Origin of the sequence: Mesorhizobium sp. B2-4-7, assembly GCF_006442685.1 — a bacterium.
Lineage (GTDB): Bacteria > Pseudomonadota > Alphaproteobacteria > Rhizobiales > Rhizobiaceae > Mesorhizobium.
Window position 1 is genome coordinate 325,434 of the sequence record NZ_VFVH01000003.1, and the last position, 25,324, is coordinate 350,757.

At 64.7% G+C, this 25,324-nt stretch carries 24 protein-coding genes; 14 read left to right on the forward strand and 10 right to left on the reverse strand.

Annotation, left to right across the window (positions count from 1 at the left end):
• Positions 1–93: 93 nt before the first annotated feature.
• Positions 94–852, reverse strand: coding sequence for an SDR family oxidoreductase (locus FJ946_RS11725; RefSeq protein ID WP_140566153.1), 759 nt, complete (start codon positions 850–852; stop codon positions 94–96).
• Between the two features lie 265 nt (positions 853–1,117).
• Between FJ946_RS11725 and FJ946_RS11730 the strand changes: the two genes are divergently transcribed.
• The 7 genes from FJ946_RS11730 (at position 1,118) to FJ946_RS11760 (ending at position 8,485) form a co-directional block, all read left to right on the forward strand.
• On the forward strand, positions 1,118–2,371 hold the full coding sequence (locus FJ946_RS11730; protein WP_140496331.1) for a sarcosine oxidase subunit beta: 1,254 nt from the start codon (positions 1,118–1,120) through the stop codon (positions 2,369–2,371).
• A 27-nt stretch (positions 2,372–2,398) separates the two neighbouring features.
• On the forward strand, positions 2,399–2,710 hold the full coding sequence (locus FJ946_RS11735) for a sarcosine oxidase subunit delta (protein ID WP_140496330.1): 312 nt from the start codon (positions 2,399–2,401) through the stop codon (positions 2,708–2,710).
• Entirely contained in the window at positions 2,707–5,700 is a 2,994-nt protein-coding gene (locus FJ946_RS11740) for a sarcosine oxidase subunit alpha (RefSeq protein WP_140566156.1), read from the forward strand. Before FJ946_RS11735 ends, FJ946_RS11740 begins: the two co-directional genes overlap by 4 nt.
• Positions 5,693–6,277: a sarcosine oxidase subunit gamma gene (locus FJ946_RS11745; protein ID WP_140522448.1), complete on the forward strand. Its 585-nt coding sequence runs from the start codon at positions 5,693–5,695 to the stop codon at positions 6,275–6,277. The genes FJ946_RS11740 and FJ946_RS11745 overlap by 8 nt, the downstream gene beginning before the upstream one ends.
• Before the next feature lie 57 nt (positions 6,278–6,334).
• On the forward strand, positions 6,335–6,556 hold the full coding sequence (locus FJ946_RS11750; protein WP_140496327.1) for a hypothetical protein: 222 nt from the start codon (positions 6,335–6,337) through the stop codon (positions 6,554–6,556).
• Between the two features lie 80 nt (positions 6,557–6,636).
• Positions 6,637–7,422 (forward strand): ThuA domain-containing protein, encoded by a 786-nt coding sequence (locus tag FJ946_RS11755; RefSeq protein WP_140513714.1) that lies wholly within the window; start codon positions 6,637–6,639, stop codon positions 7,420–7,422.
• Positions 7,423–7,435: 13 nt separating this feature from the next.
• Entirely contained in the window at positions 7,436–8,485 is a 1,050-nt protein-coding gene (locus FJ946_RS11760) for a Gfo/Idh/MocA family oxidoreductase (protein ID WP_140513713.1), read from the forward strand.
• Positions 8,486–8,529: 44 nt separating this feature from the next.
• On the opposite strand, the gene FJ946_RS11765 is transcribed toward FJ946_RS11760, so the two are convergent.
• From FJ946_RS11765 to FJ946_RS11790, 6 genes are all read right to left on the reverse strand, one after another.
• The gene (locus tag FJ946_RS11765) at positions 8,530–8,778 is read right to left on the reverse strand and encodes a DUF680 domain-containing protein (RefSeq protein ID WP_140496324.1); all 249 of its coding nucleotides are present in this window, start codon (positions 8,776–8,778) and stop codon (positions 8,530–8,532) included.
• A 194-nt stretch (positions 8,779–8,972) separates the two neighbouring features.
• Positions 8,973–9,617 carry a TetR/AcrR family transcriptional regulator gene (locus FJ946_RS11770; RefSeq protein WP_140496323.1) on the reverse strand — a complete coding sequence of 215 codons (645 nt, stop codon included), beginning with the start codon at positions 9,615–9,617 and terminating at the stop codon, positions 8,973–8,975.
• A 104-nt stretch (positions 9,618–9,721) separates the two neighbouring features.
• The gene (locus tag FJ946_RS11775; protein ID WP_246673087.1) at positions 9,722–10,474 is read right to left on the reverse strand and encodes an SDR family oxidoreductase; all 753 of its coding nucleotides are present in this window, start codon (positions 10,472–10,474) and stop codon (positions 9,722–9,724) included.
• A gap of 40 nt (positions 10,475–10,514) precedes the next feature.
• A complete protein-coding gene (locus FJ946_RS11780) occupies positions 10,515–11,546 on the reverse strand; it encodes a phosphotransferase family protein (RefSeq protein ID WP_140513711.1) in 1,032 nt (343 codons plus the stop codon).
• Positions 11,543–12,043, reverse strand: a complete 501-nt coding sequence (locus FJ946_RS11785; RefSeq protein ID WP_263483366.1) for a MaoC family dehydratase — start codon at positions 12,041–12,043, stop codon at positions 11,543–11,545. The genes FJ946_RS11780 and FJ946_RS11785 overlap by 4 nt, the downstream gene beginning before the upstream one ends.
• Before the next feature lie 24 nt (positions 12,044–12,067).
• On the reverse strand, positions 12,068–12,883 hold the full coding sequence (locus FJ946_RS11790; protein WP_140566161.1) for an SDR family oxidoreductase: 816 nt from the start codon (positions 12,881–12,883) through the stop codon (positions 12,068–12,070).
• Positions 12,884–13,003: 120 nt separating this feature from the next.
• On the opposite strand from FJ946_RS11790, the gene FJ946_RS11795 reads away from it, so the two are divergent.
• The 6 genes from FJ946_RS11795 to FJ946_RS11820 all read left to right on the forward strand — a co-directional run bounded on the left by FJ946_RS11795 (position 13,004) and on the right by FJ946_RS11820 (position 18,905).
• Positions 13,004–14,242, forward strand: coding sequence for an acyl-CoA dehydrogenase family protein (locus tag FJ946_RS11795; protein WP_140566164.1), 1,239 nt, complete (start codon positions 13,004–13,006; stop codon positions 14,240–14,242).
• Positions 14,243–14,272: 30 nt separating this feature from the next.
• Positions 14,273–15,310: a zinc-binding dehydrogenase gene (locus FJ946_RS11800; RefSeq protein ID WP_140566167.1), complete on the forward strand. Its 1,038-nt coding sequence runs from the start codon at positions 14,273–14,275 to the stop codon at positions 15,308–15,310.
• Between the two features lie 227 nt (positions 15,311–15,537).
• The gene (locus FJ946_RS11805; RefSeq protein WP_140566170.1) at positions 15,538–16,704 is read left to right on the forward strand and encodes a glycosyltransferase family 87 protein; all 1,167 of its coding nucleotides are present in this window, start codon (positions 15,538–15,540) and stop codon (positions 16,702–16,704) included.
• Positions 16,697–17,683 carry a glycosyltransferase family 2 protein gene (locus FJ946_RS11810; protein WP_140566173.1) on the forward strand — a complete coding sequence of 329 codons (987 nt, stop codon included), beginning with the start codon at positions 16,697–16,699 and terminating at the stop codon, positions 17,681–17,683. Before FJ946_RS11805 ends, FJ946_RS11810 begins: the two co-directional genes overlap by 8 nt.
• The gene (locus FJ946_RS11815; RefSeq protein ID WP_140566175.1) at positions 17,680–18,501 is read left to right on the forward strand and encodes a ChbG/HpnK family deacetylase; all 822 of its coding nucleotides are present in this window, start codon (positions 17,680–17,682) and stop codon (positions 18,499–18,501) included. The genes FJ946_RS11810 and FJ946_RS11815 overlap by 4 nt, the downstream gene beginning before the upstream one ends.
• Complete coding sequence (locus tag FJ946_RS11820) at positions 18,498–18,905, forward strand: GtrA family protein (protein ID WP_140556527.1); 408 nt, start codon at positions 18,498–18,500, stop codon at positions 18,903–18,905. Before FJ946_RS11815 ends, FJ946_RS11820 begins: the two co-directional genes overlap by 4 nt.
• Before the next feature lie 54 nt (positions 18,906–18,959).
• On the opposite strand, the gene FJ946_RS11825 is transcribed toward FJ946_RS11820, so the two are convergent.
• The 3 genes from FJ946_RS11825 to FJ946_RS11835 all read right to left on the reverse strand — a co-directional run bounded on the left by FJ946_RS11825 (position 18,960) and on the right by FJ946_RS11835 (position 24,346).
• Positions 18,960–22,091 (reverse strand): efflux RND transporter permease subunit, encoded by a 3,132-nt coding sequence (locus tag FJ946_RS11825; RefSeq protein ID WP_140566178.1) that lies wholly within the window; start codon positions 22,089–22,091, stop codon positions 18,960–18,962.
• On the reverse strand, positions 22,088–23,242 hold the full coding sequence (locus FJ946_RS11830) for an efflux RND transporter periplasmic adaptor subunit (RefSeq protein ID WP_140496312.1): 1,155 nt from the start codon (positions 23,240–23,242) through the stop codon (positions 22,088–22,090). Before FJ946_RS11830 ends, FJ946_RS11825 begins: the two co-directional genes overlap by 4 nt.
• 279 nt (positions 23,243–23,521) lie before the next feature.
• A complete protein-coding gene (locus tag FJ946_RS11835) occupies positions 23,522–24,346 on the reverse strand; it encodes a MurR/RpiR family transcriptional regulator (RefSeq protein WP_140496311.1) in 825 nt (274 codons plus the stop codon).
• A gap of 143 nt (positions 24,347–24,489) precedes the next feature.
• Here FJ946_RS11835 and FJ946_RS11840 point away from each other — a divergent pair, with 143 nt between their 5' ends.
• Positions 24,490–25,308: an N-formylglutamate amidohydrolase gene (locus FJ946_RS11840; protein ID WP_140556530.1), complete on the forward strand. Its 819-nt coding sequence runs from the start codon at positions 24,490–24,492 to the stop codon at positions 25,306–25,308.
• The last annotated feature ends 16 nt before the right edge of the window (positions 25,309–25,324 follow it).

Below are 25,324 nucleotides of genomic sequence, written 5' to 3' on the forward strand. Positions count from 1 at the left end.
AGGAGAGAACGGAATCGTCAATTCGAGCCCAAATGCAAGCCCGGATTGCGACATCGCGGCCCGCGTTGATCCGCATGCCGGCGCCGAAACCGCTCACGTCCGGTTGATCGACACGCCGCCGTCGGCGAACAGTGCGGTTCCGGTGGTGAAGCTCGACGCCTCGGAGGCAAGATAAAGCGCCGAGCGGGCGATCTCTTCCGGCCGGGCCATCCGCTTCAAGGCATGGATGCCTTCGACGAACGTGCGGGCCTCGGGCGTGGTTGTGGTCGCGCCGGGCGTGTCTGTGCCGCCTGGCAGCAGTGCGTTGACGCGCAACCCCTTCGGCCCGTACTCGGCGGCCAGCACTTGCGTCAGGCCGATCAGGCCGGCCTTGGCCGCGGCGTAGGCCGCCATGCCTGGCATGCCGGCGGTATAGCCGACGAAGCTGGAGGTGAAGACCAGCGATCCGCCGCCACGCTCCAGCATCGCCGGTATCTGATGCCTGGCGGCCAGATAGGCGCTGGTCAGATTGGTATCCATCGTGTCATGCCACGACGCCGGCGGCAGGTCCGGCAGCGGCGCCATCATGCCGACAGCGCCGGCATTGTTGAATGCAATGTCGAGACCACCGAAGCTACCGGTCGCGAGATCGACCAGCGCCTTCGCATAGGCTTCGTCCCTGACGTCGCCGGCAAGAGCGATCGCAGTGCCGCCGGTTTCCACGATCTCCTCGACAAGCCTATCGAGCTCGGCCTGGCGGCGCGCGGCGGCGACGACCTTGGCTCCTTCCTCGGCAAAGAGCTTTGCAGTGGCGCGGCCGATGCCGGAACTGGCGCCAGTGACGATGGCGATCTTGTTGGCGAGTGCGAGCATGTTTCTGTCATCCTTCCGCTAAGCCGGCCTTGCCGGCGGTCGGATGCGTCGTCGCAAATGAGCATGGCCGCAGCCACCCGAAAGCTGCGAACCCGCCGATTTTCCCTGGCCTCGCACGCCGCGGCCGGTTGCGGCGCAAAACGGCAAGAGCCGTCGCAAACAGCGCAAGGGTGGCAGCGCTGTTTCGCTAGTGATACACCTCGCGCGCCGGGAGAAATTGCTAGCCCGGCCGCAAATCCGCGAGACTTTGGCGCGAGGCTGGAACGTGAAGAAATACTCTGTATTCGCCATCGCGCGTGAGGCCATGCGCGGCCACAAGGGCTGGGAGGAGCAATGGTCCTCGCCGGAGCCGAGGAAGGAATACGACGTCGTCATCGTGGGCGCCGGCGGCCATGGCTTGGCTACCGCCTATTATCTCGCCACCGTGCACGGCATCACCAATGTCGCGGTGCTGGAGAAGGGCTGGCTCGGTGGCGGCAATACCGGCCGCAACACCACCATCATCCGCTCCAACTATCTCTATGACGAGAGCGCCGGCATCTACGACCATGCGCTGAAATTGTGGGACGGGCTCAGCCAGGAGCTCAATTATAACGTCATGTATTCGGCACGCGGCGTCATGATGCTGGCGCACAATGTGCACGACATCCAGGTGCTGAAGCGCCATGTCCACGCCAACCGGCTGAACGGCATCGACAATGAATGGCTCACACCCGAGCAGGCGAAGGAATTCTGCCCGCCGCTCAATATTTCCAGGGATGCGCGCTACCCGGTCGTCGGTGCCGCCTTGCAGCGGCGCGGCGGCACGGCGCGCCATGACGCGGTCGCCTGGGGGTATGCGCGCGGCGCCTCGGCGCGGGGCGTGCACATCATCCAGAATTGCGAGGTCACCGGCGTCAAGCGTGCGGCCAATGGCGCGGTCACCGGTGTCGAGACGACGCGTGGCTTTATCGGCGCCAAAAAGGTCGGCGTCGTCGCCGCCGGGCACTCCTCGGTCATCATGAACATGGCCGGCGTGCGCATGCCGCTGGAAAGCTACCCGCTGCAGGCGCTGGTGTCGGAGCCGGTCAAGCCTGTCGTTCCCTGCGTGGTGATGTCGAACACGGTGCATGCCTATATCTCGCAGTCCGACAAGGGCGAACTGGTGATCGGCGCCGGCACCGACCAGTACGTCTCCTACTCGCAGACCGGCGGCCTCCACATATTACAGCATACGCTGGACGCAATCTGCGAGATGTTCCCGATCTTCACGCGCATGAAGATGCTGCGCTCCTGGGGCGGCATCGTCGACGTCACGCCCGACCGCTCGCCGATCCTGGCCAAGACGCCGGTGCCCGGCCTCTACGTCAATTGCGGCTGGGGCACGGGCGGCTTCAAGGCGACACCCGGCTCCGGCCATGTCTTTGCCCACACCATCGCCAGGGACGATCCGCATCCGATCAACGCGCCCTTCACCATCGAGCGTTTCCGCACCGGCCGATTGATCGACGAGGCGGCGGCTGCGGCGGTGGCGCATTGACGATGACTGAGCTGTAGGAACGAAAACATGCTTCTCATCCGCTGCCCCTATTGCGAGGAAGAGCGTCCGGAACTTGAGTTCCGCAACGCCGGCGAGGCGCATATCGCGCGCTCGGCCAACATGTCAGGCGAGAGCGACGAGGATTTCGAAAAATTCTTCTTCATCCGCTCGAATCCCAAAGGCATCATCTATGAGCGCTGGCGACACATGCATGGCTGTGCGCGCTTCTTCAACGCCGTGCGCGACACCGTCACCGACAAGTTCGTCATGACCTACAAGGCCGGCGAGCCGAAGCCTTCCAAGCTGCCCAAGAACTCCAGCGAAGTGGTTGCCAAATGAGCGGCGCGTTCCGCATACCGAGCGCCGGCCGCCTGAGCCAGGCCAAGACCGCCCGCTTCAGCTTCGACGGTCAGTCCTTCATCGGCATCGAAGGCGATACGCTGGCTTCGGCGCTGCTGGCCAACGGCGTGCACCTGGTCGGCCGCTCGTTCAAATATCACCGGCCGCGGGGCGTGCTGTCGGCCGGCGCGGAGGAGCCCAACGCGCTGGTGCAGATCGTGCGCGACGACGCGCGCAAAACGCCGAATGTTCGCGCGACCGTGCAGGAACTCTATGACGGACTCGCCGCCAACTCGCAGAACCGCTGGCCGTCGCTGTCCTTCGACGTCAGCGCGGTCAACGATCTGGCGTCGCCGCTGTTTTCGGCCGGCTTTTACTACAAGACCTTCATGTGGCCGAAGGCGGCCTGGAAGAGCCTCTACGAACCCAAGATCCGGGAAGCCGCCGGGCTTGGCGTGTCCCCCGACAGGCCGGACCCCGACCATTATTCGTCGCGTTACGCTCATTGCGACGTGCTGGTGCTGGGCGGCGGTGCGGCCGGCATCGCGGCTGCATTGGCAGCGGCTGAAACCGGCGTGCGGGTCATTCTGGCCGATGAGCAGGCCGAATTCGGCGGCAGCCTGCGCTTCGAGAGCGGCGCGAAAATCGACGGCCAGGGCGGCTTTGCCTGGGCGCAGGCGGCGATCGCCAGGCTGAAAGGCATGGACAATGTCCGCGTGCTGTCGCGCACGACTGCCTTCGGCTACTACGCACAGAACTTCGTCGGCCTGGTCGAGCGGGTCAGCGATCATTTGCAAAATCCCGGCCACGACCTGCCGCGCGAGCGGCTGTGGCAGGTGCGCGCCAGGCGCGTGGTGCTGGCGTCCGGGGCCATCGAGCGCCACATGGTGTTCGCCAACAACGACCGGCCGGGCATCATGCTGGCCTCGGCCGCGCGCACCTATCTCAATCACCATGGCGTCGCGGTCGGAAAAAACGTCGGCGTCTACACCGCCAATGATTCCGCTTACGCGGCGGCGATCGACCTGAAGAAGGCCGGCGTCAACATCGCGGCTATCGTCGATCTGCGCGACAATCCGACCGGGCCGGTGATCGATGAAGCAAGGACGCTCGGCATCGAGATCAATTTCGGTCGCGCGGTGATCCGCGCCGGCGGCAAGCTGCGCGTCTCGTCGATGACGGTGCAGCCGAAGAATGGTGGCGGCGAGCGCACCATTGCGGTCGATGCGATCCTGATGTCGGCCGGCTGGACGCCGTCGGTGCACCTGTTCTCGCAGTCGCGCGGCAAGGTCGCCTTCAACGACGAAACCAAGCGCTTCGTGCCCGGCACCTATGCGCAGGACTGCGTCTCTGTCGGCGCCTGCAACGGCACGGACGGCCTGTCGGCGACCCTCGACGAGGCCTATGCGGCAGGGGCCAAGGCGGCAAAGGACGCCGGCGCAAAGACTGCCAAGGGTACAAAGCCAAAAGTCGACGCCTCGGAAAGCTGGTCGCGTGGCATGCTGGGCGCCGCCCCCGGCGCCGGTCCGGATACGACGGTGAAGGCCTTCGTCGATTTCCAGAACGACGTCACCGCCAAGGACATCCGCCAGGCGGTGCATGAGGGCATGCGCTCGATCGAGCACGTCAAGCGCTTCACCACCAACGGCATGGCGACCGACCAGGGCAAGACCTCGAACATGCACGGCCTGGCGATTGCCGCCGAGACGCTTGGCAAGCCAATCCCCGAGGTGGGCCTCACCACGTTCCGCGCCCCCTATACGCCGGTGACCTTCGGCGCCATCGTCAGCCATGCGCGCGGTCCGCTGTTCGATCCGACGCGCAAGACGGCGATCCATCCCTGGGCTGAAGCCCAAGGCGCCGTGTTCGAGGATGTCGGGCAGTGGAAGCGCGCCTGGTATTTCCCCAGGGGTGGCGAGGACATGCATGCGGCGGTCGACCGCGAGTGCGTCGCGGTTCGAAACACGGCTGGCCTGTTCGACGCCTCGACGCTCGGCAAGATCGAGGTGGTCGGTCCCGATGCGGCCAAGTTCATGGAACTGCTCTACACCAATCCGTGGGAAAAGCTGGAGCCCGGCCGCTGCCGCTACGGCATCATGCTGCGCGAGGATGGCTTCATCTATGATGACGGCGTCGTCGGCAGGCTGGCGCCCGACCGGTTCCATGTGACGACGACGACCGGCGGCGCGCCGCGCGTCATGAACCACATGGAGGACTATCTCCAGACCGAGTTCCCGCATCTCAATGTCTGGCTGACCTCGATCACCGAGCAATGGGCTGTCATCGCCGTGCAGGGGCCGAAGTCTCGCGACATCATCGCGCCGCTGGTCGAAGGCATCGACATGTCGGACGAGGCGCTGCCGCACATGTCGGTACGCGAGGGCAAGATCTGCGGCGTGCCGACAAGGCTGTTCCGCATGTCGTTCACCGGCGAGCGCGGCTTCGAGGTCAATGTGCCGGCCGATTACGGCCAGGCCGTCTGGGAAGCGCTGTGGGCCGAGGGCCAGAAGCATGGCGCCACCGCCTACGGCACCGAGGCGATGCACGTGCTGCGCGCCGAGAAGGGCTACATCATCGTCGGCCAGGACACCGACGGCACGGTGACGCCCAATGATGCCGGCCTCGACTGGGCCGTCGGCAAGAAGAAGGCTGATTTCGTCGGCATTCGCGGCCTGACGCGGCGGGACCTGGTCGCCAAGGGCCGCAAGCAACTGGTCGGCCTCAAGACCAAGGATCCCAAGGTGGTGCTGGAGGAAGGCGCGCAGATCGTGGAGGATCCCAGGCAGGCGATCCCGATGAAGATGATCGGCCATGTCACGTCGAGCTATTGGTCGCAGAATTGCGGCCGCTCGATCGCTCTGGCGCTGGTCGCCGGCGGTCGCGCACGCACGGGCGACACGCTCTACGTGCCGATGCCTGGCGGGACGATCGAAGTGGAGGTTTCCGGCATGGTGTTCTTCGACGAAACGGGAGGCCGCCTCAATGGCTAAGGCAGTCGCGAAAAAGACGGCTTCGGCCGCATCGCCGGCGGCCGAGCGCCGTCCGGCGCTGGCCGGGCGCGCTATCTCCGCCGCCGGCGTCAAGGTAGAGGTGCTGCCGCCGGCCGAACGGATCTCGCTGCGCGCTCCGGAGGCGTCGCTTGCCGCCTTGTCGAAGGCGCTCGGCGTGACCATGCCGAAAAAGCCGAAGACGTCCGTGTCGAAAGGCGGGCGCACCGCGCTGTGGCTTGGGCCGGATGAATGGATGATCATCGACGAGGCCGGCAAAGACCCGCTCGCCGATTGTGCAAAGATTTCCGCCTTGCATTCCGCTGTCGGCATCTCGCATCGCAACGTTGCGATATCGGTCGCCGGTCCGGCCGCGGCCGCGGCAATCAATTCGGGCTGCCCGCAGGATCTGTCGCTCGAAGCCTTCCCGGTGGGTGCCGCCTCGCGTACCATTCTCGGCAAGGCCGAGATCGTTCTGCTGCGCACGGCGCAAGACGCTTTCCGGGTCGAGTGCTGGCGTTCCTTCTCGGATTATGTCTTTACTTTCCTCTCCGAGGGAGCACGCGACGCGGCGGCCTGATCCCGGAACGTTTGCCGCCCGCGCCCATTTGCGGCAACAGGTCGAGGGAGAATGCCGATGCCATCGAAGTCCACGCCGAAGTCGCCCGGGAAAAGCTCGGCCGTGCGCTCCCTGGAGCATGAGCGGCATCACGGCGCCGACGCCGAAGAGGAACTCGAGGAAGGCCTCGAGGATACGTTCCCGGCCAGCGATCCTGTGTCGATCACGGGGACGGCTATCCCCGGCGCCCCCGCAAGGCCGGGCAAAGCCAAGACCGTTCCCGGACGCAAACCGCGCTGATTTCCCCAGCTTCGGTTGAGGAGCCATCTTTCCAAGACGGCGCCAAGTGGGATATTCAAAGCGCTTTGGGAGATCGTAAAATGCCGGTAAAAGCCGTCGTCTGGGGCGAGAATGTCCATGAGCAGACCAATGCCGCCGTGCGCGGCCTTTATCCATTGGGCATGCATGGGACCATCGCAGCCGCGCTCAACCAGGATAAGGGCATCGAGGCGACCACCGCCACCTTGCAGGAGCCGGAGCACGGCTTGAGCGAAAGCCGGCTGGCTGCCACCGATGTCCTGCTCTGGTGGGGCCATGCCGCCCATGGCGAGGTCAAGGACGAGATCGTCGAGCGCGTGCAGAAACGGGTCTGGGAAGGCATGGGTCTGATCGTGCTCCATTCCGGACACTATTCGAAGATCTTCAAGCGGCTGATGGGCACGCCTTGTTCGCTGAAATGGCGCGAAGCGGGCGAGCGCGAGCGCGTCTGGGCCATCAACCGCAGCCATCCGATCGCGCAAGGCATCGGCGAGTGCCTGGAGATCGGCGAGACGGAGATGTATGGCGAGCCCTTCGCGGTGCCGGAGCCGCTGGAGACGGTGTTCGTCTCCTGGTACGAAGGCGGCGAAGTCTTCCGGTCGGGGCTGACCTATCAGCGCGGCGCCGGACGGATCTTCTATTTCTCGCCCGGCCACGAGACCTACCCGATCTACCACAATGAAGGCGTGCAGCAGGTGCTGCGCAACGCCGTGCATTGGGCGCACAATCCCGCACCCGCATGGTCCGGCATCATCAATGCGCCGAACGTGCCGACAGACCAGGCCAAGGAGAAGATCGTCCAGAAGGGCCTGCGCCTGCATGCCGACGGCGACAAGGGCCTGAGTTAGGCGTGAGTTGAAGATGCACCGCCTCCTTCTGCTCGGCACCGGTGGCATTGCCGGACATCACGTCGAGGAGTTCGCCAGGATTCCAGGATGCACAATCGTCGCCTGCGTCGACCAGGTGCCGGGCCGCGGTGCGATGTTCGCCGCCGCCAACAAGATCAGCCAGTCTTTCGAGAGCCTGGAAGCGGCGATCGGCTGGGGTGCGTTCGATGCGGCCATCAATGCGACGCCGGATGGCGTGCACAAGGCCACGACGCTGGCGCTGCTTGCCCAGGGGAAACACGTCTTTTGCGAAAAGCCGCTGGCGCCGAACCATGCCGACGCGCTTGCAATGACGGAAGCGGCCGAGGCGGCCGGGGTCGTCAACATGGTCAACCTGACCTACCGCAACTCGGCGGCGATCGAGGAAGCGCGACGCATGGTGCAGGCCGGCGAGATCGGCGCATTGCGCCATGTCGAGGCGAGCTACAAACAGAGCTGGCTGGTCAGCAAGTCATGGGGCGACTGGCGCATCGAGGACAAATGGCTGTGGCGCCTGTCCAACCGGCACGGCTCGACGGGCGTGCTCGGCGATGTCGGTATCCACATTCTGGATTTCGCAAGCTATGGCGCCGACCAGGACATCGCCACCCTGCACGCCGACCTGGTGACGTTTCCCAAGGCCGAAGGCGATCGGATCGGCGATTATGTGCTTGATGCCAACGACAGTGTCGCAATGACGGCGCGGTTCAAATGCGGGGCGCTCGCGACGATCGTCGCCAGCCGCTACATGACCGGCCACGCCAACGACCTGTCGCTGGCCATGCATGGCACCAAGGGCGCCATCAAGGTCAAAACAGACGGCAAGGTTTCGCGCCTGTCGGCCTGCCTGGGCGAGGACATCGACCAGCAACGTTGGCGGACACTGGCGCTGCCGGATGTGAAGCGCAACGCGCTGCGTTTCGCCGAAGCGCTCGATAGGGGAAGGAACGGCGATCCATCCTTCCGTCGCGCCGCCGACATGCAGAGGCTGATCGACGCGGCCTTCGAGAGTTCGTCGTCCAGACTGCCGGTCACGATCGCCTGAATCACATCTGGCCGGCTGCACCAGCCAGGCGTGTGTTGCCGCTATCAGAACGCGCTCGGCACGATCCAGGGATTGATGCTGATGCCGAGGCGCGGGCCCTTGCCTTCAGCGGTGGTTTCCGTGACGCCCTTTTTCTCGAGCGAGCCGGTCGATGCGCAATCGAGCTTCACATTGGCCTTGGTGTCGACGCAGGTCGCGGCGGGCACGTGCTTGACCGGGTGGGTCGTGTTGGCGGCAAGGGCCGAGCCCGAAAGTGCCAGCACGGCGGCGAGGGTGAGGAGGGTCTTTTTCATTGTCCGTCTCCGGGTTCGATGGGTGAATTTGTTCTCGTACATGTACGGTATTCCGTACAAATACGCCCACTGATCGCGGAGTTCAAGCCAGAATCGTACGCGTACGGAAATTTTTGTTAACCAAGAAAATCCATCCCGCTTGGCACGTAAAACGCGGAGCGGCGATGAAGCGTGGAAACGCAAGGAGATATCGTTCAGCAGTTGACCGGTGTCTCGGTCAGCGGGGGCACGTTCTGCGTGCTGAGGGTGGCAAGGGTGAAATCGCACATCCGTTTCACGAAAGCCTGCGGATCACCGAAAGGGTAGAAGGGGAAGGTGATCAGCAGCGAGATGGTGCCGTGGCCGACCGCCCACAGCATGGTGGCGATGGCGCGCGGATCACCCTGCAACTTCCCCGCGGCGACGCAGGCCTCGACCCTGCTGATCAGCACCTTCATCGCCGGGTTGCTTTCTTCCATGTCCTCGTAGCTCCGGCCTGCCGGCAGCTTGGTCTTTTCGGTCATGAAGACGGTGCGGTATTCATTGGGATTGCCAAGTCCGAACGCGGCGTATTCCGTCATCACTGCTTGCAGCGCCTCGATCGGATCGTCGGAAGGATGCTCCTCGATGCGCCGGGCAAGCGTCTCGAACGCATCCTCGGCCAGCGCGAACAATATGTCCTGCTTGTCGGCGAAATAGGAATAGACCGACATCGGCGCGTAGCCGACGCGCTTGGCCAGCTTGCGGATGGTCAGGCCCTCATAGCCTTCCTCCTGCACGAGCTTGTGCGCGGCCTCCACAAGTTCGGAACGCTGTTCGGCCTTTTGTTTCTCGCGGCGTGTCTGGGCGCTCACCGGCAATATCGCCTGCCTCTGCTGGTTGGGGGCCAACTGAATTATATACGCTGTACGGAAACGGACAAGGGCGTCGCTGGTTCCCGTCGCAGGTTCCCAGGCGGCAGGCGTCAGATGGCGCCGACGCCGCCGTCGACGGCCAATGTGTGGCCGGTCATGAAGGAGTTGGCGGGGTCGGCGGCGAACAGGATCACCGTGGTGATCTCATCCACTTCGGCCACCCTCCTCATCGGCACGCCGCGCGTCAGTTCGGCCAGGGCGTCGGCTTCCGGAGCGCCGGAGACGCGCACGAAACTGTCGACCATCGCCGTTCTCGTGTGCGCCGGACAGACCGCGTTGATGCGCAGGCCCTTGCTGGCGTATTCAATTGCCGCCGACCGGGTCAGCCCGACCACGCCGTGCTTGGCGGCGGCATAGATCGAAAGCTTCGGCGCGCCACCCAGTCCGGCGGCGGAGGCGATGTTGACGATGGCGCCGCCCTTGCCGTCCGCCTTGAACTGCCGCTCCATCTGCGGGATTTGGTGCTTCATGGCATAGAAGACGCCGAGCAGATCGATTTCGATCACCCGGCGCGCCTCCTCCGAGGCGACCTGCGGCAAACGCACGAAACTCTGCACGATGCCGGCATTGTTGACCGCGACATCCAGCCGGCCGAATCTTTCGACCGCCAGAGCCACCAGCGCCTGCGACAGCGTCTCGTCGGCGATGTTTCCGGCCAGGACCGCCGTCTCGGCATCGAGCGTTTCGGCAAAGCTCCTCAAGGTTGGTTCATCGAGGTCGGAGAGGACCAGCCGCGCGCCTTCGGCGGCAAAAGCTTTGGCCGCGCCGCGGCCAAGCCCGCCCGCGGCACCCGTGATCAACACCGTTTTTCGTCGAAGCGGCCCATCGATTATTTCTCGTCGATCAGTTTCGGTCGATCAGTTTCGCGGCGAGGTGCGAAAGCAGTTTCACCGCCTCGCCATAGGTCCTGGCCTTTTCCGGGTTCGAGGCATTGCCGTCCAGCGCGCGCTTGTAGACGCCCTGGCAGATCGCGGCCAGCCGGAAGAAGGAGAAGGCGAGGAAGAACGTCCAGTCGCCGATGCCGGTGAGCCCGCGCCGCCGGCAATAGGTGGCGACATAGTCCTCTTCCGAAGGCAGTCCGAGCGCGGCGCGGTCGATACCGCCCAGGCCGCGAAAGCCCGAGCTATGCGGCAGGCGCCATTGCATGCACTGGTAGGCGATATCGGCAAATGGATGGCCTGATGTGGACAGTTCCCAGTCGAGCACCGCCATCACCTTCGGCCGGTCCGGCGCGAATATCAGATTGTCCAGCCGATAGTCACCATGCACCAGCGAGACACGGCCGTCGTCGGCGGGCCTGTGCGTCTCCAGCCAGTCGATCAGCCGGTCCATGTCGGCAATGGCACCGGTCTCCGAGGCGCGGTACTGACTGGTCCAACGCGCCAGTTGGCGCTCGAAATAGTTGCCCGGCCGGCCGAAATCGCCGAGACCCACGGCCTCGATATCGACGCCGTGCAGGGCGGCGAGCGTGGCGTTCATGGCATCGTAGATGGCGGCGCGCTCGCCATTGTCGCGCGCTTCCGGCAGTGCCGGGTTCCAGAAGATGCGGCCGTCGATGAAATCCATGATGTAGAACATGCGGCCGATCGGTGAGTTCTCGGCTGAGAGGTGCAGCATCCGCGGCACCGGCACGGCGGTGCCCGAAAGGGCGCTCATCACCCTGAATTCACGGTCGACCTGGTGTGCCGATTTCAGCAACTGCCCCGGCGGCTTGGCGCGCAGCACGTAGCGGCCGCTGGCCGCCGTCAGCAGATAGGTCGGGTTGGATTGGCCGGATTTGAATTTTTCGACGGAGGAAAGTCCGGCAAAGCCGGGGATCCGCGCCTCGAGATAGGGCGAAAGCGCTGCCTGGTCGAGCGCGTTCGGGTCGCTCATGCGGTCTCTGGCTGGCGTTCGATCAGGGTCAGCGTCAGCCAGCGGGCGGTGAGCGCCGGTTTCTTCGAGCCCTCGATCTCGATCGTCACGTCATGGGCCGTCTGCACCCAACCTGAGGGCCTGACCTTGACGTCAGCCAGCACGAAACGGGTGCGGATGCGCGCGCCGGTCTTCACCGGCGCCAGGAAGCGCAGCGAATCGAAGCCGTGGTTGACGCCCATCTTGCCGTTTTCCAGCGGCGGCATGGTCTCGAACGTCATTGCCGACAACAGCGACAGCGACAGGAAGCCATGCGCGATGGTGCCGCCGAATGGCGTCTCGCGCTTGGCCCGCTCCGGATCGCAATGAATGAACTGGTGGTCGTCGGTGGCGTCTGCGAACTGGTCGATCATGCGCTGCGTGACCACCCGCCATGGCGAGACGCCCACCTCCTTGCCGACGCTGGCCAGAAGCACATCGAGACTGATCGGTTCCACGCGGATGTCCTCCAGTTTCATCCCCGGCTTCCCCGGCCGGACATGTCATTCCTTGAACAGGGTCAGCCCATGCTGCACCGACTGTCCGCCGTCAATCGGCAGGATGGCGCCGGTGACATAGCTGCCTGCACGGCTGCACAAATAGAGCGTTGCGCCGGCAATGTCATCCGGGGCGCCGATACGGCCGATCGGAACGTGGCTGCCGACATGCCTGGCCTGTTCCTCAGTGGCGGTGGCAAACGCCGTCATCCGGCTCTGGAAGGGCCCAGGGGCAAAGGCGTTGACGGTGATGCGGCGGCCGGCGAATTCCAGCGCCAGGGTGCGCGTCAGGTGATGAACGGCCGCTTTGGAGGCGGTGTAGGAGTAGGCGTCGTCGGCCAGCGGCTGCGTGCCCATCACGGAGCCCAGATTGATCACCCGGGCTGGATCCTCGTCGCTGGCGGCGGCTTCGAGCAGCGGCAGCAGTTCGCGGGTCACGTGGAAGACGGCGGTGACGTTGACGCCGAACACCTTGGCCCAGGCATGATAGGGGAAGCTCTCCAGCGGCGCTCCCCAGGACACGCCGGCATTGTTGACCAGGATATGCAGCCGTTCGGCCCGCGTCTTGACCTCGCCGACCAAGGCGGCAATGCCGGCCTCGCTGGAAACGTCTCCGGCAAAGCCTTCCGCCCGGCCCGGCGCGCCGAACCCGTTCAATTCCTCGGCGACCTTGATGCAGTCCTCGCCCTTGCGCGAGGCGATCATCACCGTTGCGCCGGCCTTGACGAGGCCCGTCGCCGCCATGCGGCCGATGCCGGTCGCCGCGCCCGTGACCAGCGCGGTCTTGCCGGCCACCGAAAAAAGATCGTCGAGATAGCTCATCGAACTCCTGCGCCTTTCATCGGCGGATCGGGGAAAGCGTTCGCGTTGACAAGGCTATCCGAAGTACGGTCATCCTTGCCACTGACAAAATGCCCGGCCTGAATGAAGGGTTAGCAACCGATGACGGAGATGAATCTCGGCATGACGGAGCGGCTGAGGCCGATCCACGCGCGCGTCGCGGCCATGGTGCGCGACGAGATCATGCCGCTCGACAAGGAATTCCTCGGTGAAGTCGGCAAGGCGGGCGACCGCTGGACATACACGCGGCGCCAGACCGAGATCCTCGAAGGGCTGAAGACGACCGCAAGAGAGCGCGGCCTTTGGAATTTCTGGCTGACCGGCTCGGAACGCGGCTACGGTCTTTCCACCGTCGAATACGCCTATCTGGCCGAGGAGATGGGCAAGGCGCATCTCGGCGCCGAGACCTTCAACTGCTCGGCGCCCGACACCGGCAACATGGAGGTGCTGGAGCGCTACGGCTCGGCGGAGCACAAGAAGGCTTGGCTGGAGCCGCTTCTCGACGGAAAGATCCGCTCGGCCTATCTGATGACCGAGCCGGACGTAGCCTCGTCGGATGCCACCAACATTTCGATGCGCTGCGAACGGCGCGGCGACGGCTATGTGCTGAACGGCGAGAAATGGTGGGCCTCTGGTGCCGGCGATCCCCGCTGCGCCATCTATATCGTCATGGTGAAGACCTCCGATGGAGAGCCGAAGCACAGGCGGCATTCGATGATCCTCGTGCCGGCGGACACCAAGGGTGTCAGCAAGCTGCGTCCAATGCAGGTCTATGGCGACGACGACGCGCCGCACGGCCACATGCATCTTCGCTTCGACAATGTGCTGGTGCCGGCGTCGAACCTGATCCTCGGCGAGGGCAGGGGTTTCGAGATCGCGCAAGGCCGCCTCGGCCCCGGCCGCATCCATCACTGCATGCGGGCCATCGGCCAGGCCGAGATGGCGCTGGAGCTGCTGTGCCAGCGTTCGGTCCGCCGCGAAGCGTTCGGCCAGCCATTGGCGAAACTCGGCGCCAATTTCGACATCATCGCCGAATGCCGCATGGAGATCGAGATGGCCCGCCTGCTCTGCCTCAAAGCGGCGTGGATGATCGACCAGGGCGACGCGCGCGCCGCCGCGCCCTGGATCAGCCAGATCAAGGTGGTCGCGCCACGCGTGGCGCTGAAGGTCACTGATGAGGCGGTGCAGATGTTCGGCGCGCAAGGCATCAGCCAGGACACGCCGCTGGCGCGCTCGTGGACGCATCTCAGAACGCTGCGCCTCGCCGACGGGCCGGATGCCGTGCATCGCCGCCAAGTGGCGCGGGCGGAGCTGAAGAAATACACGCAGGAGAAGGTCTGAGATGGCCCGGTCCGAGCGGGGAGAAAGCCGATGAGCATCCCGTCCGAAATGAAGGCGCTGCTGCTGGTCGGCGACGGCTACACCAGGACGCCGAGCGGCAGCGTGCTGGAGGCGATGGAGCCTTATCTTGAGCCAGGCAGTATCGCAGTGCCGGCGCCGGGACCGAGCCAAGTGTTGATCAGGGTCAGCCTTGCCTCGATCAATCCGTCCGATGTCGCCTTCATCAAGGGCCAGTACGGCCAGCCGCGGGTCAAGGGCCGGCCGGCCGGCTTCGAAGGCGTCGGCGTGGTCGTTGCCGGCGGCGACGAGCCCTATCCCAAGAGCCTCGTCGGCAAGCGCGTTGCCTTCGCCACCGGGCTCTCCAATTGGGGCTCGTGGGCCGACTATGCCGTTGCCGAAGCCGCCGCCTGCATTCCGCTCCTCGACACCGTGCGCGACGAGGATGGGGCTGCCATGATCGTCAATCCGCTCACCGCGATCGCCATGTTCGACATCGTCAGCCGAGAGGGCGAAAGGGCCTTCATCCTGACCGCCGGCGCCAGCCAGCTTTGCAAGCTGATCATCGGGCTGGCCAGTGAGGAAGGATTCCGGCCTATCGTCACCGTGCGCCGCGACGAGCAGATCGCGCTGCTGAAGGAAATCGGCGCCGCCCATGTGCTCAACGAGAAGTCTCCCGATTTCGAAGCCTCGCTGCGCGAAGTTATAAAGGCCGAACAGCCGCGCATCTTCCTCGATGCGGTGACCGGGCCACTGGCCTCGGCCATCTTCAACGCCATGCCGAAGCGCTCGCGCTGGATCATCTATGGACGCCTCGATCCCGAAGCCACGATCATCCGCGAACCCGGCCAGCTGATTTTCCAGCACAAGCACATAGAGGGCTTCTGGCTGAGCGAATGGATGCGGCAGCATAAGGACCGCCGCGGTCCTGCGATCCTCGAGGCGCAGAAGCGCTTTTCCGACGGGCGCTGGACGACCGACGTGACGGCTGTGGTGCCGCTGGCCGAGGCGATGGCGCGCGTGCCGGCGGAATTGGCCAAGCCCAATGGCAAGGTGTTCATTCGGCCGTAAAGCAGGGGTGTGCGGTTGAACTGCATTCCGGTCCATCCAGAGCAGAGTTGCGATCACTTTCGAGGGCCGGAAAGACGGTGGTTTTTTGGCTGCGATCGTTCAATGTCATCGGCGGCCACGCCGTTCGATCCCCCTATGCCACCCCGCTTTGTCCGTGATATGCCGCCGCCAATGAACGCTGGAACAGTGCTGGACCGGGCCTGTTCCGGATTGGTGTGGGGTGCTTGATGAGGATTTCCAAGCCGGTTTTCGACCGTCTGGGGCTTGGCCTGTGGATCGGGGCATTCGCGGTCGTGCTTGGCCTGGTCCTGTGGTCGCCCGATGCGCGCACCGTGTTGCACGCCTACAGATATGGCAGTGTGGAGTTTCTCGCCGGCCGGCCGCTCTACGACCTCGAGTCCGAGATGGGATACCTTTACACGCCCGCCTTCGCCGCGCTCTATATTCCGTTCTTGAATCTGGGACCGCATCTTGGCGGGCTGGTCTGGCATGCCCTCGGTTTCGCCGTTCTCACCCTTGCCGCGGCGCGGCAGGTGCGCGAGCTGGGCGGACAGGAGCAGACCTGGCTGCTTTCCTTCGGCCTCTTCCTCGCTTTGCCGATGACGCTGGGCGCCATCCGCAACGGGCAGGCGACAATCCTGCTGACCGGCGCCTGCTGGCTCTTGACCCTGTCGGCACTGGAAGGACGGCGTGCGGAGACGTTTTTCTGGGCCTCGCTTGCCATAACGGCCAAGCCGACCGCGATCATCATGCTGCTGTTGGTGGGGGCGTTGCGCCCGCGGCTGATACCGGCCCTTGTGCTGGCGGTGCTGTTCGTGCTCGCCATACCCTACGCTTTCGCTCCCGCCGGCTACCTGAACGAGCAGTATGGCGATTTCGCCCGCATGCTGACGTCGATGGCCGTCGACAAGACCAGCCATTTTGTTCCTACCGATTTCACCGCGCCCTTTATCGAGATGGGGCTGCCCGTTCCGGACTCGGCTGCCACGGCGGTGCGCGTCGTGATCGGCCTGCTGACGCTCTCGATCGTGCTCTGGTTCGACCGCAAGCTCGAACAAGGAGCGGCCGGACTCGCGATCTTCCTGGCGGCCGCCTTCTACATGTGCGTCTTCAACCCGCGCGTCGAGCCCAACACCTATGCGATGATCGCGGTACCCGCCGGCCTTGCCATTGCCCTGTTGTGGCGCGAAGAAAAAGGTGGCGTCCTGGCCTGCGTGCTGTCCATGACTTTATTCCTGACAGGTTTGACCGGTGTCGAGCGCCACATGCATGACTTTCTCTATCCCTGGTTTCGGCCGATCACGGTCACTTTCATCGCCTGCTTCCTGATATGGTGGTTCTGGGCCAAGGCGCGGCAAAAATTGGTGAATGCGGAGCCTGTCGCCCATGGCTGAGATGCGCCCGACACTCGATATCGTGGCGCCGTTCTTCAACGAGGCGCAATCGGCGACGGCTTTCGCGGCATTGCTCGACGCGCTCGAGGCGGCGGTGTCGAGCCGCTTCGGCATGCAAGTCCACAAGATCCTGGTCGACGACGGCAGCCGGGACGATAGCGCCGGGCGGTTTTCGCAGGCACTTTCGGGATCCTGGGAAATCGTGCGCCTCAGCCGCAATTTCGGCAAGGAGGTCGCCGTGCTCGCCGGCCTCGACCACTCGCGGGGCGACATGGTGCTTGTCATGGACGCGGATCTGCAGCACTCCCTGGAGACCAGCCTGAAGATGATCGTCGAGCTGGCTGAGAATCCGGACGTCGACGTCGTCTACGCGCAGAACGACCGGCGCGGGGCAAGCTGGCGGCGCAGCCAGTTGGCGAAACTGTTCTACAGTCTGATCAACAGCAGCCAGCGGTTCGATATACCCGAGAATGCAGGCGATTTTCGTGTCATGCGCGGCACCGTGGCGCGCGCATTGACCAGCCTGCGCGACAAAAGGCGCTTCAACAAGGGCCTGTTCGCCTGGGCCGGCTTCCGCCAGAAGGCCATATCCTATTCGCCGGAAAACCGCGCCAGCGGCAAGTCGAAATGGAGCCGGCTCAACCTGGTCGCCTTTTCGCTAGAGGGGTTTACGTCCTTTTCGGTGATTCCGCTGCGCCTGATCAGCCTCAGCGGACTGCTTGCGGCGTTTGCCGGCGCGGTCTACGGCGCGAAAGTGCTCTTCGAGGTGCTGTTCTACGGCATTGCCGTTCCAGGCTATCCGAGCCTGCTGGTCGCCGTGGTGCTGCTCGGCGGCCTCAACCTGACACTTCTCGGGCTGATCGGTGAATATGTCTGGGTCACGCTCAGCGAAAGCAAGGATCGCCCGGTCTACATCGTGCGCGATATCGTGCGCAGCGATGTTCCCGCCAGGTCGGCGCCGGGCGTTTCCGGGGCATGATGCGCGGCATCCGCCTGATCGCCGACGATTATGGCCTGGCGCCCGGCGTCTCGGCGGCGATCCTCGACCTGCTCGATCGCGGGCGGCTAACGGGCACCGGTTGCATGACCGGTTTCGCGGAATGGCCGGGGGAGGCGGAACGCATCAAGCCGCTGTGCGGCCGGGTCGCCGTCGGCCTGCATCTGTCCTTGACGGACCAGCCGGCCGTGACCGGCCCGTCGAGCCTGGCACCGGAAGGCCGGCTGCCGCCGCTCCGCTCGCTGGCATTGCCGATCCTGCGCGGCAGCATCGAGACCTGCGACGTCCATGCCGAGCTCGACGCCCAATTTGGCCGCTTCGTCGAGGCGCTCGGGCGCCGGCCCGATTTCATCGACGGCCACCAGCATGTGCATTTCCTGCCTGTCGTGCGCAAATGGCTGCGGGGGCGTTTCGCCGGAGATGCCGGCAGACCGTGGCTGCGCGGCGCGCCGGCACTGGCCGGCAGCGGAGCGGCGGCATCGAAAATTGCGGCGATCGCCGCCCTGGCAACTGGTTTCAACCGATCCATGCGGCGCGCCGGCTTCACCGTGAGGGCGCCGCTCGCCGGCATCTATGACTGGCGGCAGCCGGAAAAGTTCGCGCCCGCCCTGCAAACCGCCGTTGAAAGCCTGCCGGAAGAGGGACTGTTCATGTGCCATCCCGGGCATGTCGACGAGACGTTGCGTGCACGCGACCCGATGCAAGATGTGCGCGAAGTCGAATTCGCGGTTCTCGCCTCCGATCATTTCGGCGCAAACCTGGCTCGCGCGCGTGTCGGCATCATGGACGGCACAGCATGAGTGCCGATCAGTCCCGGCGTTCGACCGGCAACAAGATTATCCGCTTCGCCATTGTCGGCCTGGTGAACACGGCCATCGACCTTGCCGGTTTCTTTCTGCTGCTCAAGCTGCACGTGCCGCCGCTGCCCGCCAACGTTGCGTCCTGGTTCATTGCCGTCACCTTCTCCTTCGCGGCCAACGGCTTCTGGTCGTTCGAGCGCGATCCGACCATCCGGCTGCATCATGCCTTTCTTCGCTTCGCCTCGCTCGGCGCGCTGATTTCGCTTGGTGTCTCCAGCCTTGCGATCGCGCTGTTCGCCGGCGTCGTCGGCGTGTGGCCGGCAAAGATCGGCGGGGTGGTTGTGGCGGCGGTGCTGAATTTCCTCGCCGCGCGCTGGTCGATCGAGGGCCGTCTCTTGAAATAGCAGGCTGTTTCCCCACGAAAATTCCGGACCCGCTACACGGTCTTCTGGATTTCCCTACTCAGCCGGCTCCACATCGGTGTAGGCGGCTTCCTCGAGTTCGCGCTTCAGCCGCGCCTCCTCGTGGGTCTTCGGCGTGACGAAGCGGCCGAGCAAGAGATAGGCGACGGGGGTCAGGAACAGCGTCGAGACGGTGGCCAGCCCCAGTCCGCCGACGATCACCCAGCCGAGCGCGATACGGGCCTCGGCACCGGCGCCCGCCGCCAGCACCAGCGGCACGCCGCCGAGCACGGTGCAGATCATGGTCATCATCACCGGGCGCAAGCGAATGGTCGAAGCCTGTTCGATCGCCTCGCGCACGCCCAGTCCGCGATCACGCAGCTGGTTTGCGAATTCGACGATCAGGATGCCGTTCTTGGCCATGACGCCGACCAGCAGCACCAGGCCTATCTGGCTGTAGGCGTTGAGGCTGGTGCCCGAGAGCAGGAGCGCGAAGATGGCGCAGGCGAGGCCGAGCGGCACTGTCGCCATAATGATAACGGCGCTGACGAAGCTCTCGAATTGCGCGGCAAGCACCAGCAGGATGATGACCAGGGCAAAACCGAAGATGGTGACCATGGCGCTGTTGGTCTCACCCAGCGTCGCCGCCTCGGCCAACGGCACGATGCGGCTGCCCGGCGGCAGAAGCGGCGTTGCGATCTCCTCGGCGCGCGTAAGGGCCGAGCCGAGCGCGAAATCGCCGCCGAGGTTGGACGTGATCGCCACCGACGGCTGCTGCTGCTCGCGCGACAGCGAGGGCGGCACGGCACGCTCGGTCAGCGTGGCTATGGTCGACATCGGCACGAAACGGCCGTCAGCCGTCTTCAGGAAGACGTTCTCCAGGTCCGTCGGATCGTTGATCGGGTTGGTGGTCGAAACCAGCTTCACCCCGTAGCTGCGGTCGGCGATGTAGACATCGACGACGTCGTTGCCGTCGAGCATGGCCTGCATGGTGTTGGCCAGTCCTGTGATGTCGATGCCGAGATCGGAGGCGCGCTCGCGGTCGATGGCAACGGAAAGCTGCGGTTGCGTTGGGTCGATGGAAAGGCGTGGCGTCTGGAAACGCGGATCCTTCTGCATCTCGGCGATGATCTTGACGGCCGCGTCGCCGAGCGCCTTGCGGTCGTTGCCGACCAGCGCAAACTGCAGGCCGTTGCCGGCGCCACGGATGCCGAGGCTGTTGGGCTGCACCGGGAAGATGCGCACGCTGGGCACCTGGCGGGTGAGCTGGCTGATCTCGGCCATGATCTCCTGCTGGCTACGGCTGCGCTCGTCCCACGGCGCCAGCGTCATCACCATGAAGCCTGAATTATAGGCGCCGTTCTGGCCAGCACTCTCGAAAGTGCTGACGATTTCGCCGGAATCGCGCAGCGGCTGGATCAGCTTTTCGATCTTCTGCATCTGCTGCGTCGTGTAGTCGAGGCTGACGCCTTGCGGGGCGCTGATGCGAAGCAGCACGACCGCGCGATCCTCGGTCGGCGTCAATTCCTGGCGGATGGTGCCGAACAGCGCGAATGCGGTGCCGGCGAACAGCAGCGCCACCAGCACCACGATCCACGGCGCATCGAGGCAGACATGCAGGCTGCGCCGATAGGCCGCGTTCAGCGCGCCGCCGATGCGTGCGCCGACGCCGTTGCCGCCCTCGTGGTGGAGGGCGGCACTGGACAGCATGCGCGAGGCAAGCATGGGGCAAAGCGTCAGCGCGACCACGCAGGACAACAGCACCGACATGGCGAGCACGAAGCCGAATTCGCGGAACAGGCCGCCGGTCTGGCCCGGCAGGAAGGAGATCGGCACGAAGACGGCAACCAGCGTCAGGGTGGTGGCGATGACGGCGAAGAACACCTCCTGTGCGCCGAGCACGGCGGCGGCACGCGGCCCCATGCCTTGATTGCGCCGCCGCACGATGTTTTCCAAAACGACGATCGCGTCATCGACGACAAGCCCCGTCGCCAGCACCAGGGCCAGCAGCGTCAGGATGTTGATCGAGAAACCAGCGAGATAGATCGCCGCAATGGTGCCGATCATGGCGACGGGCATCGACAGGCCCGGAATGAGCGTGGCGCGCCAGTCGAGAAGAAAGGCATAAATGACGACCAGAACGATGGAGACGGAAAGCGCGAGCGCGATCTCCACCTCGTGCACGGCGCCGTTGACGAACACCGCGTCGTCGCTGGTGACCTTGATCGACATGCCTTCCGGCAGGTTTGCCTGCAATTTCTCGACGGCGGCCTTGACGCCGGTGGAGATATCCAGCGTGTTCGATTCCGCCTGGCGGATGATGCCGATGCCGATGCCGGTCTTGCCGTCCGAACGCAACGTGGTCTGGCCGATGTCGGGGCCGAGCGTGACGGTAGCGACATCGCGGATGCGCGTCGTGCCGCCAATGATGATGTTCTCGAATTCTTCCGGCGTCGTCACATCGGCCGTGGTGCGAACGATCAGGTCCTGATTGGTCGTGGTGATCGAGCCGGCGGGTGAATCGAAGGCGACCGAGGCAAGGGCGGTCCTGAGGTCGGCGACGGTGAAGCCCAGGCTGGCGAGCTTGTTCTGGTCGACGTCGATGCGGAAGATCTTGTCGCGGTCGCCATAGACCTGGACGTCCGCGACGCCTGGAACGGCAGCCAGTTCGTCCTCGATCTGGTCCTGGACCACAACGGTCATGTCCTGTACCGACATGGTGTCGGAGGTGACGGCCAGGCGCATCACGGGGTCGGAGTTGGCGTCGGCCTTGACGATGCGCGGCGGATCGGCCGTCTCCGGCATCTGGTTGGCGACGCGGCCGACGGCATCCCGCACATCCGAGGCCCCGACATTGAGATCGACGCCGTCGTTGAATTCGATGGTGACGCGGCTCGAGCCGAAGGAGGAGGTCGAGGAGATCGACTTGACGCCGGAAACGCGGGCAACAGCTCCCTCGATGGTATCGGTCAGTTCGCGATCGACCGTTTCGGCCGCCGCGCCTTCGAAAGTCGTGGAAACGGTGACGACGGCGCGGTCGACGTCAGGCAGTTCGCGGATCTCGACGCCATAGAAGGCGGCGACGCCGGCGACCGCGATGAGGACATTCAGCACCAAGGCCATGACCGGCCTACGGATGAACAGGGCGGTAAAGCCGGTCTCGCTGGCGGCGTTGACGGCTCCGGTCATGAGCCTTCGGCCGCGTTCGCGGCGCGCTGCTCTCCGCGAGCGATGCGGACTTCGCCTCCCTCGCTGACGCTCTGGGTGCCTTCGGTCACCACCATGTCGCCACTGTCCAGTTCCGCGTCGATCAACACGGTTTCGGTGTTGCGCTGGATGATGCGCACCGGCACCCGCTTGGCCTTGCCGTTCTCGACCGCCCAGACGTAAGCGCCCTCCGAGCCCCACAGGATCGCCAGCGGGCTGACGGCGGGATAGGTCTCGCCGGGGAACTTCATGGTGATGGCGAACGACATGCCGGCGCGCAGCGAATCGGCCGGGTTGGCGATCGTCGCCTTGACCAGAAGCGTACGGCTGTTCTCGTCGATGTGGTTGTCAATGGCCGAAACCGTGCCGGTATAGCTGTTGCCGGGGTTGGCGATCGGCGTCGCCGACAATTGCGCGCCGATCTTGACGGCGGCCGCGAAGCGTTCCGGCACCAGGAAATCGACAAGGATCGAGGAACGGTCGTCGAGCGTGGCGATCGCCGACTGGTTGGTCACATAATTGCCGGCGGAGATCGGCAGGATGCCGACCGTGCCGGAGATCGGGGCGAGAACAGACCGGCGGTGCAGGGCGAGTTCCGCATCCTGTAGCGCCAGCTTGGCACCGGCCAGCACCACTTCGGCATCGGCGACGGCGACCGGTGTCGCCGCATTGGAGGCGCGCAGCGACCTGACCCGGTCGAGCTTGGCCTGTGCGTCCTGAAGCGCGAGCCGGGCACGGTCCTGGGCGATCACTTCGGTCTCGGAATCAAGAGTCGCGATGACCTGTCCCTTGTCGACATGGGTGCCGGACGAAACCAGCAATTCGGCGAGACGGCCGGAGGAGTAGGGATTGACCGTTACCGACGCATTGGCGCGGCCGGTGCCTATGGCCTGGAGCCGATCGTTTATGGTCGCGGAAATAGCGGGCACGACGACGACGTTGACCTGACGGGCTCGCTCGCCGCCAGCGGATTTCGTGCCGGCGCCGGTTTCAGCCGGAGGCGTTGCCGCGTAGGCCCAGTCTATTCCCCAGCGCGCCAGCACGTCCGGCGCGCCCGGGAAAAAGCGCAGCCAGGCGGCAACCGCCACCACCAGCACCACAAGGGCGAAAAGTATCTGTTTCCAGGCGGCCATCGGCACTCCGGTTGGCAAAACAATCCTTCCGTCCACCGGTTTCCCGAAATAAGCAGACGCAGCGGGGCTATTCTAAGGCAAGAAGCAAGCCCCCGATATCGTGCCTTTATGACAATTCTTCAGTGTCCGCGCACATTAAATATGCGTAACGTTGCCGGTGTTCGTGCCGTTTTGATTTTTTAGTTCACTTCGAGCCGGGCTTTCGAGATTACAACGGTGGCTATGCCGCCCCGACGCCAGTTTCGGACCGAAATCGTTCCAGACTTATCCCGGGCTGCATCAACGCAGGCCTTCCATCTCGCGGATGCGCCGGGCGCCGTCGGCCTCGAGTTGCCTTGTGACGGCGCCGATCAGCGTTTCGGCGACGACGAAGAGCGCCGCCGAGGAGTCCCACGCCGAAGGCACGGCGGTTCGCCCGGCGATGACGTGACGGGCGAAGCGGGCGATCGGCGACAGCCACTGGTCGGTGAACAACACGATCTGCACGCCACGCTGATGCGCCTTCTCGGCGAAGCGGATGAGGCTGTCCTGGTAGCGCCTGATGTCGAAAATGACCAGCACGTCGCGCTTGCCCATGTCGATCAGCCTGTCGCGCCACATGCTTTCCTGACCGGCGAGGTGAATGACGTCAGGCTGGATGATGGCAAGGTGGGCGGCCATGTAGCGCGCCAGCGGATCGGTGAAGCGGCCGCCGATCAGGAATGTCTTGCCGCGACGCTCTGCGAGGCGGGACGCGATGTCGGCAAGCTGCTTGTCGGACAGGTGCCGGAACGTCTCGCGCATATTGTCGAGCGTTGCCTCCAGCATCGGCGACGCCGTGCCGCCGGGCAAGGGCGGATTGAGCGTGCGGGTCGCGGGGGACTGCAATTGCGCCGCCAGTTCGTCCTGCAGGCTCGACTGGAACTCCGGATAGTTCTGGAAGCCGAGCCTGGCGACGAAACGCAGGATCGTCGGCGAGGACACGCCGGCCGCGGACGAGAATTCGGCGACAGTCTTCAGACCGATCATCGGATAGCTCGCTATCAGCGTCTGGGCCGCGCGCCGCTCGCCGGCCGGCATTGTGCCGATGCGGTCGGCGATCAATTCGGCAATACTGGAAATCATCTTTCCCATCCATGGCCCGGCCGACGGTGTTTTCCCCAAATCGCATTTGACAAAGCCGGGCAAACTGTATGAAATCATCCATAGGGACGCAATGAGGCAAAATACGTAACATACGATACAGCGCTCCCCGGGGACCGCAGACTATGGAGAAAGCACGGCCCGCCAGCCTTGCATCGCCTGATGCCGTAAGGGTGACCAACCCGGGCGGATCGAGTCCCTTCGTGCTCACCTGCGACCACGCCTCCAATTTCCTGCCCGCCGAATTCGGCACGCTCGGCCTCACCGCCGAGGACCTGTCGCGTCACATCGCCTGGGACCCGGGCGCGCTGCCCGTTGCGCTGCGCATGGCGCAGTCGCTCGATGCGACGCTGGTCGAAACCTGCATTTCGCGTCTCGTCATCGACTGCAACCGGCCGCTTGACGCGCCGGACCTGGTGCCGCCGGTCAGCGAAACCACAGCCATACCGGGCAACACCGGCCTGTCGGAAAAGCAGCGCGCGGCGCGGGTCGCCCTGTCCTGGCAGCCGTTTCATAACGCCATCGAGCATATTGTCGAAGACAGGCTGGCGCGCGGCCAGGAGACGCGGCTGGTATCGGTGCATTCCTTCACGCCGGTCTACAAAGGCCGAGACCGGCCCTGGCATATCGGCATCATCCACGATGACGACCGCCGGCTGGCAGCGCCGCTGATATCGGCGCTGCGGCACCTTGCCGGCATCACCGTCGGCGTCAACGAACCCTATTCGCCGGCCGACCGCGTCTATTTCACGCTGGAACGCCATGCGCGCCCGCGCGGGCTGCCCTGCGCGATGATCGAAATCCGCAACGATGAAATCTCCGGCGAGACCGGGCAGCGGAAATGGGCGGATTTGCTCACAGGCATCTTTTCGGATCTGGAGCCCGAGGAGACCAGAGGCGCCAGGGAACACGCAACGGGAAAGTCAGTTCAATCGGCTAGCTGAGAACGCAAGGGGACTA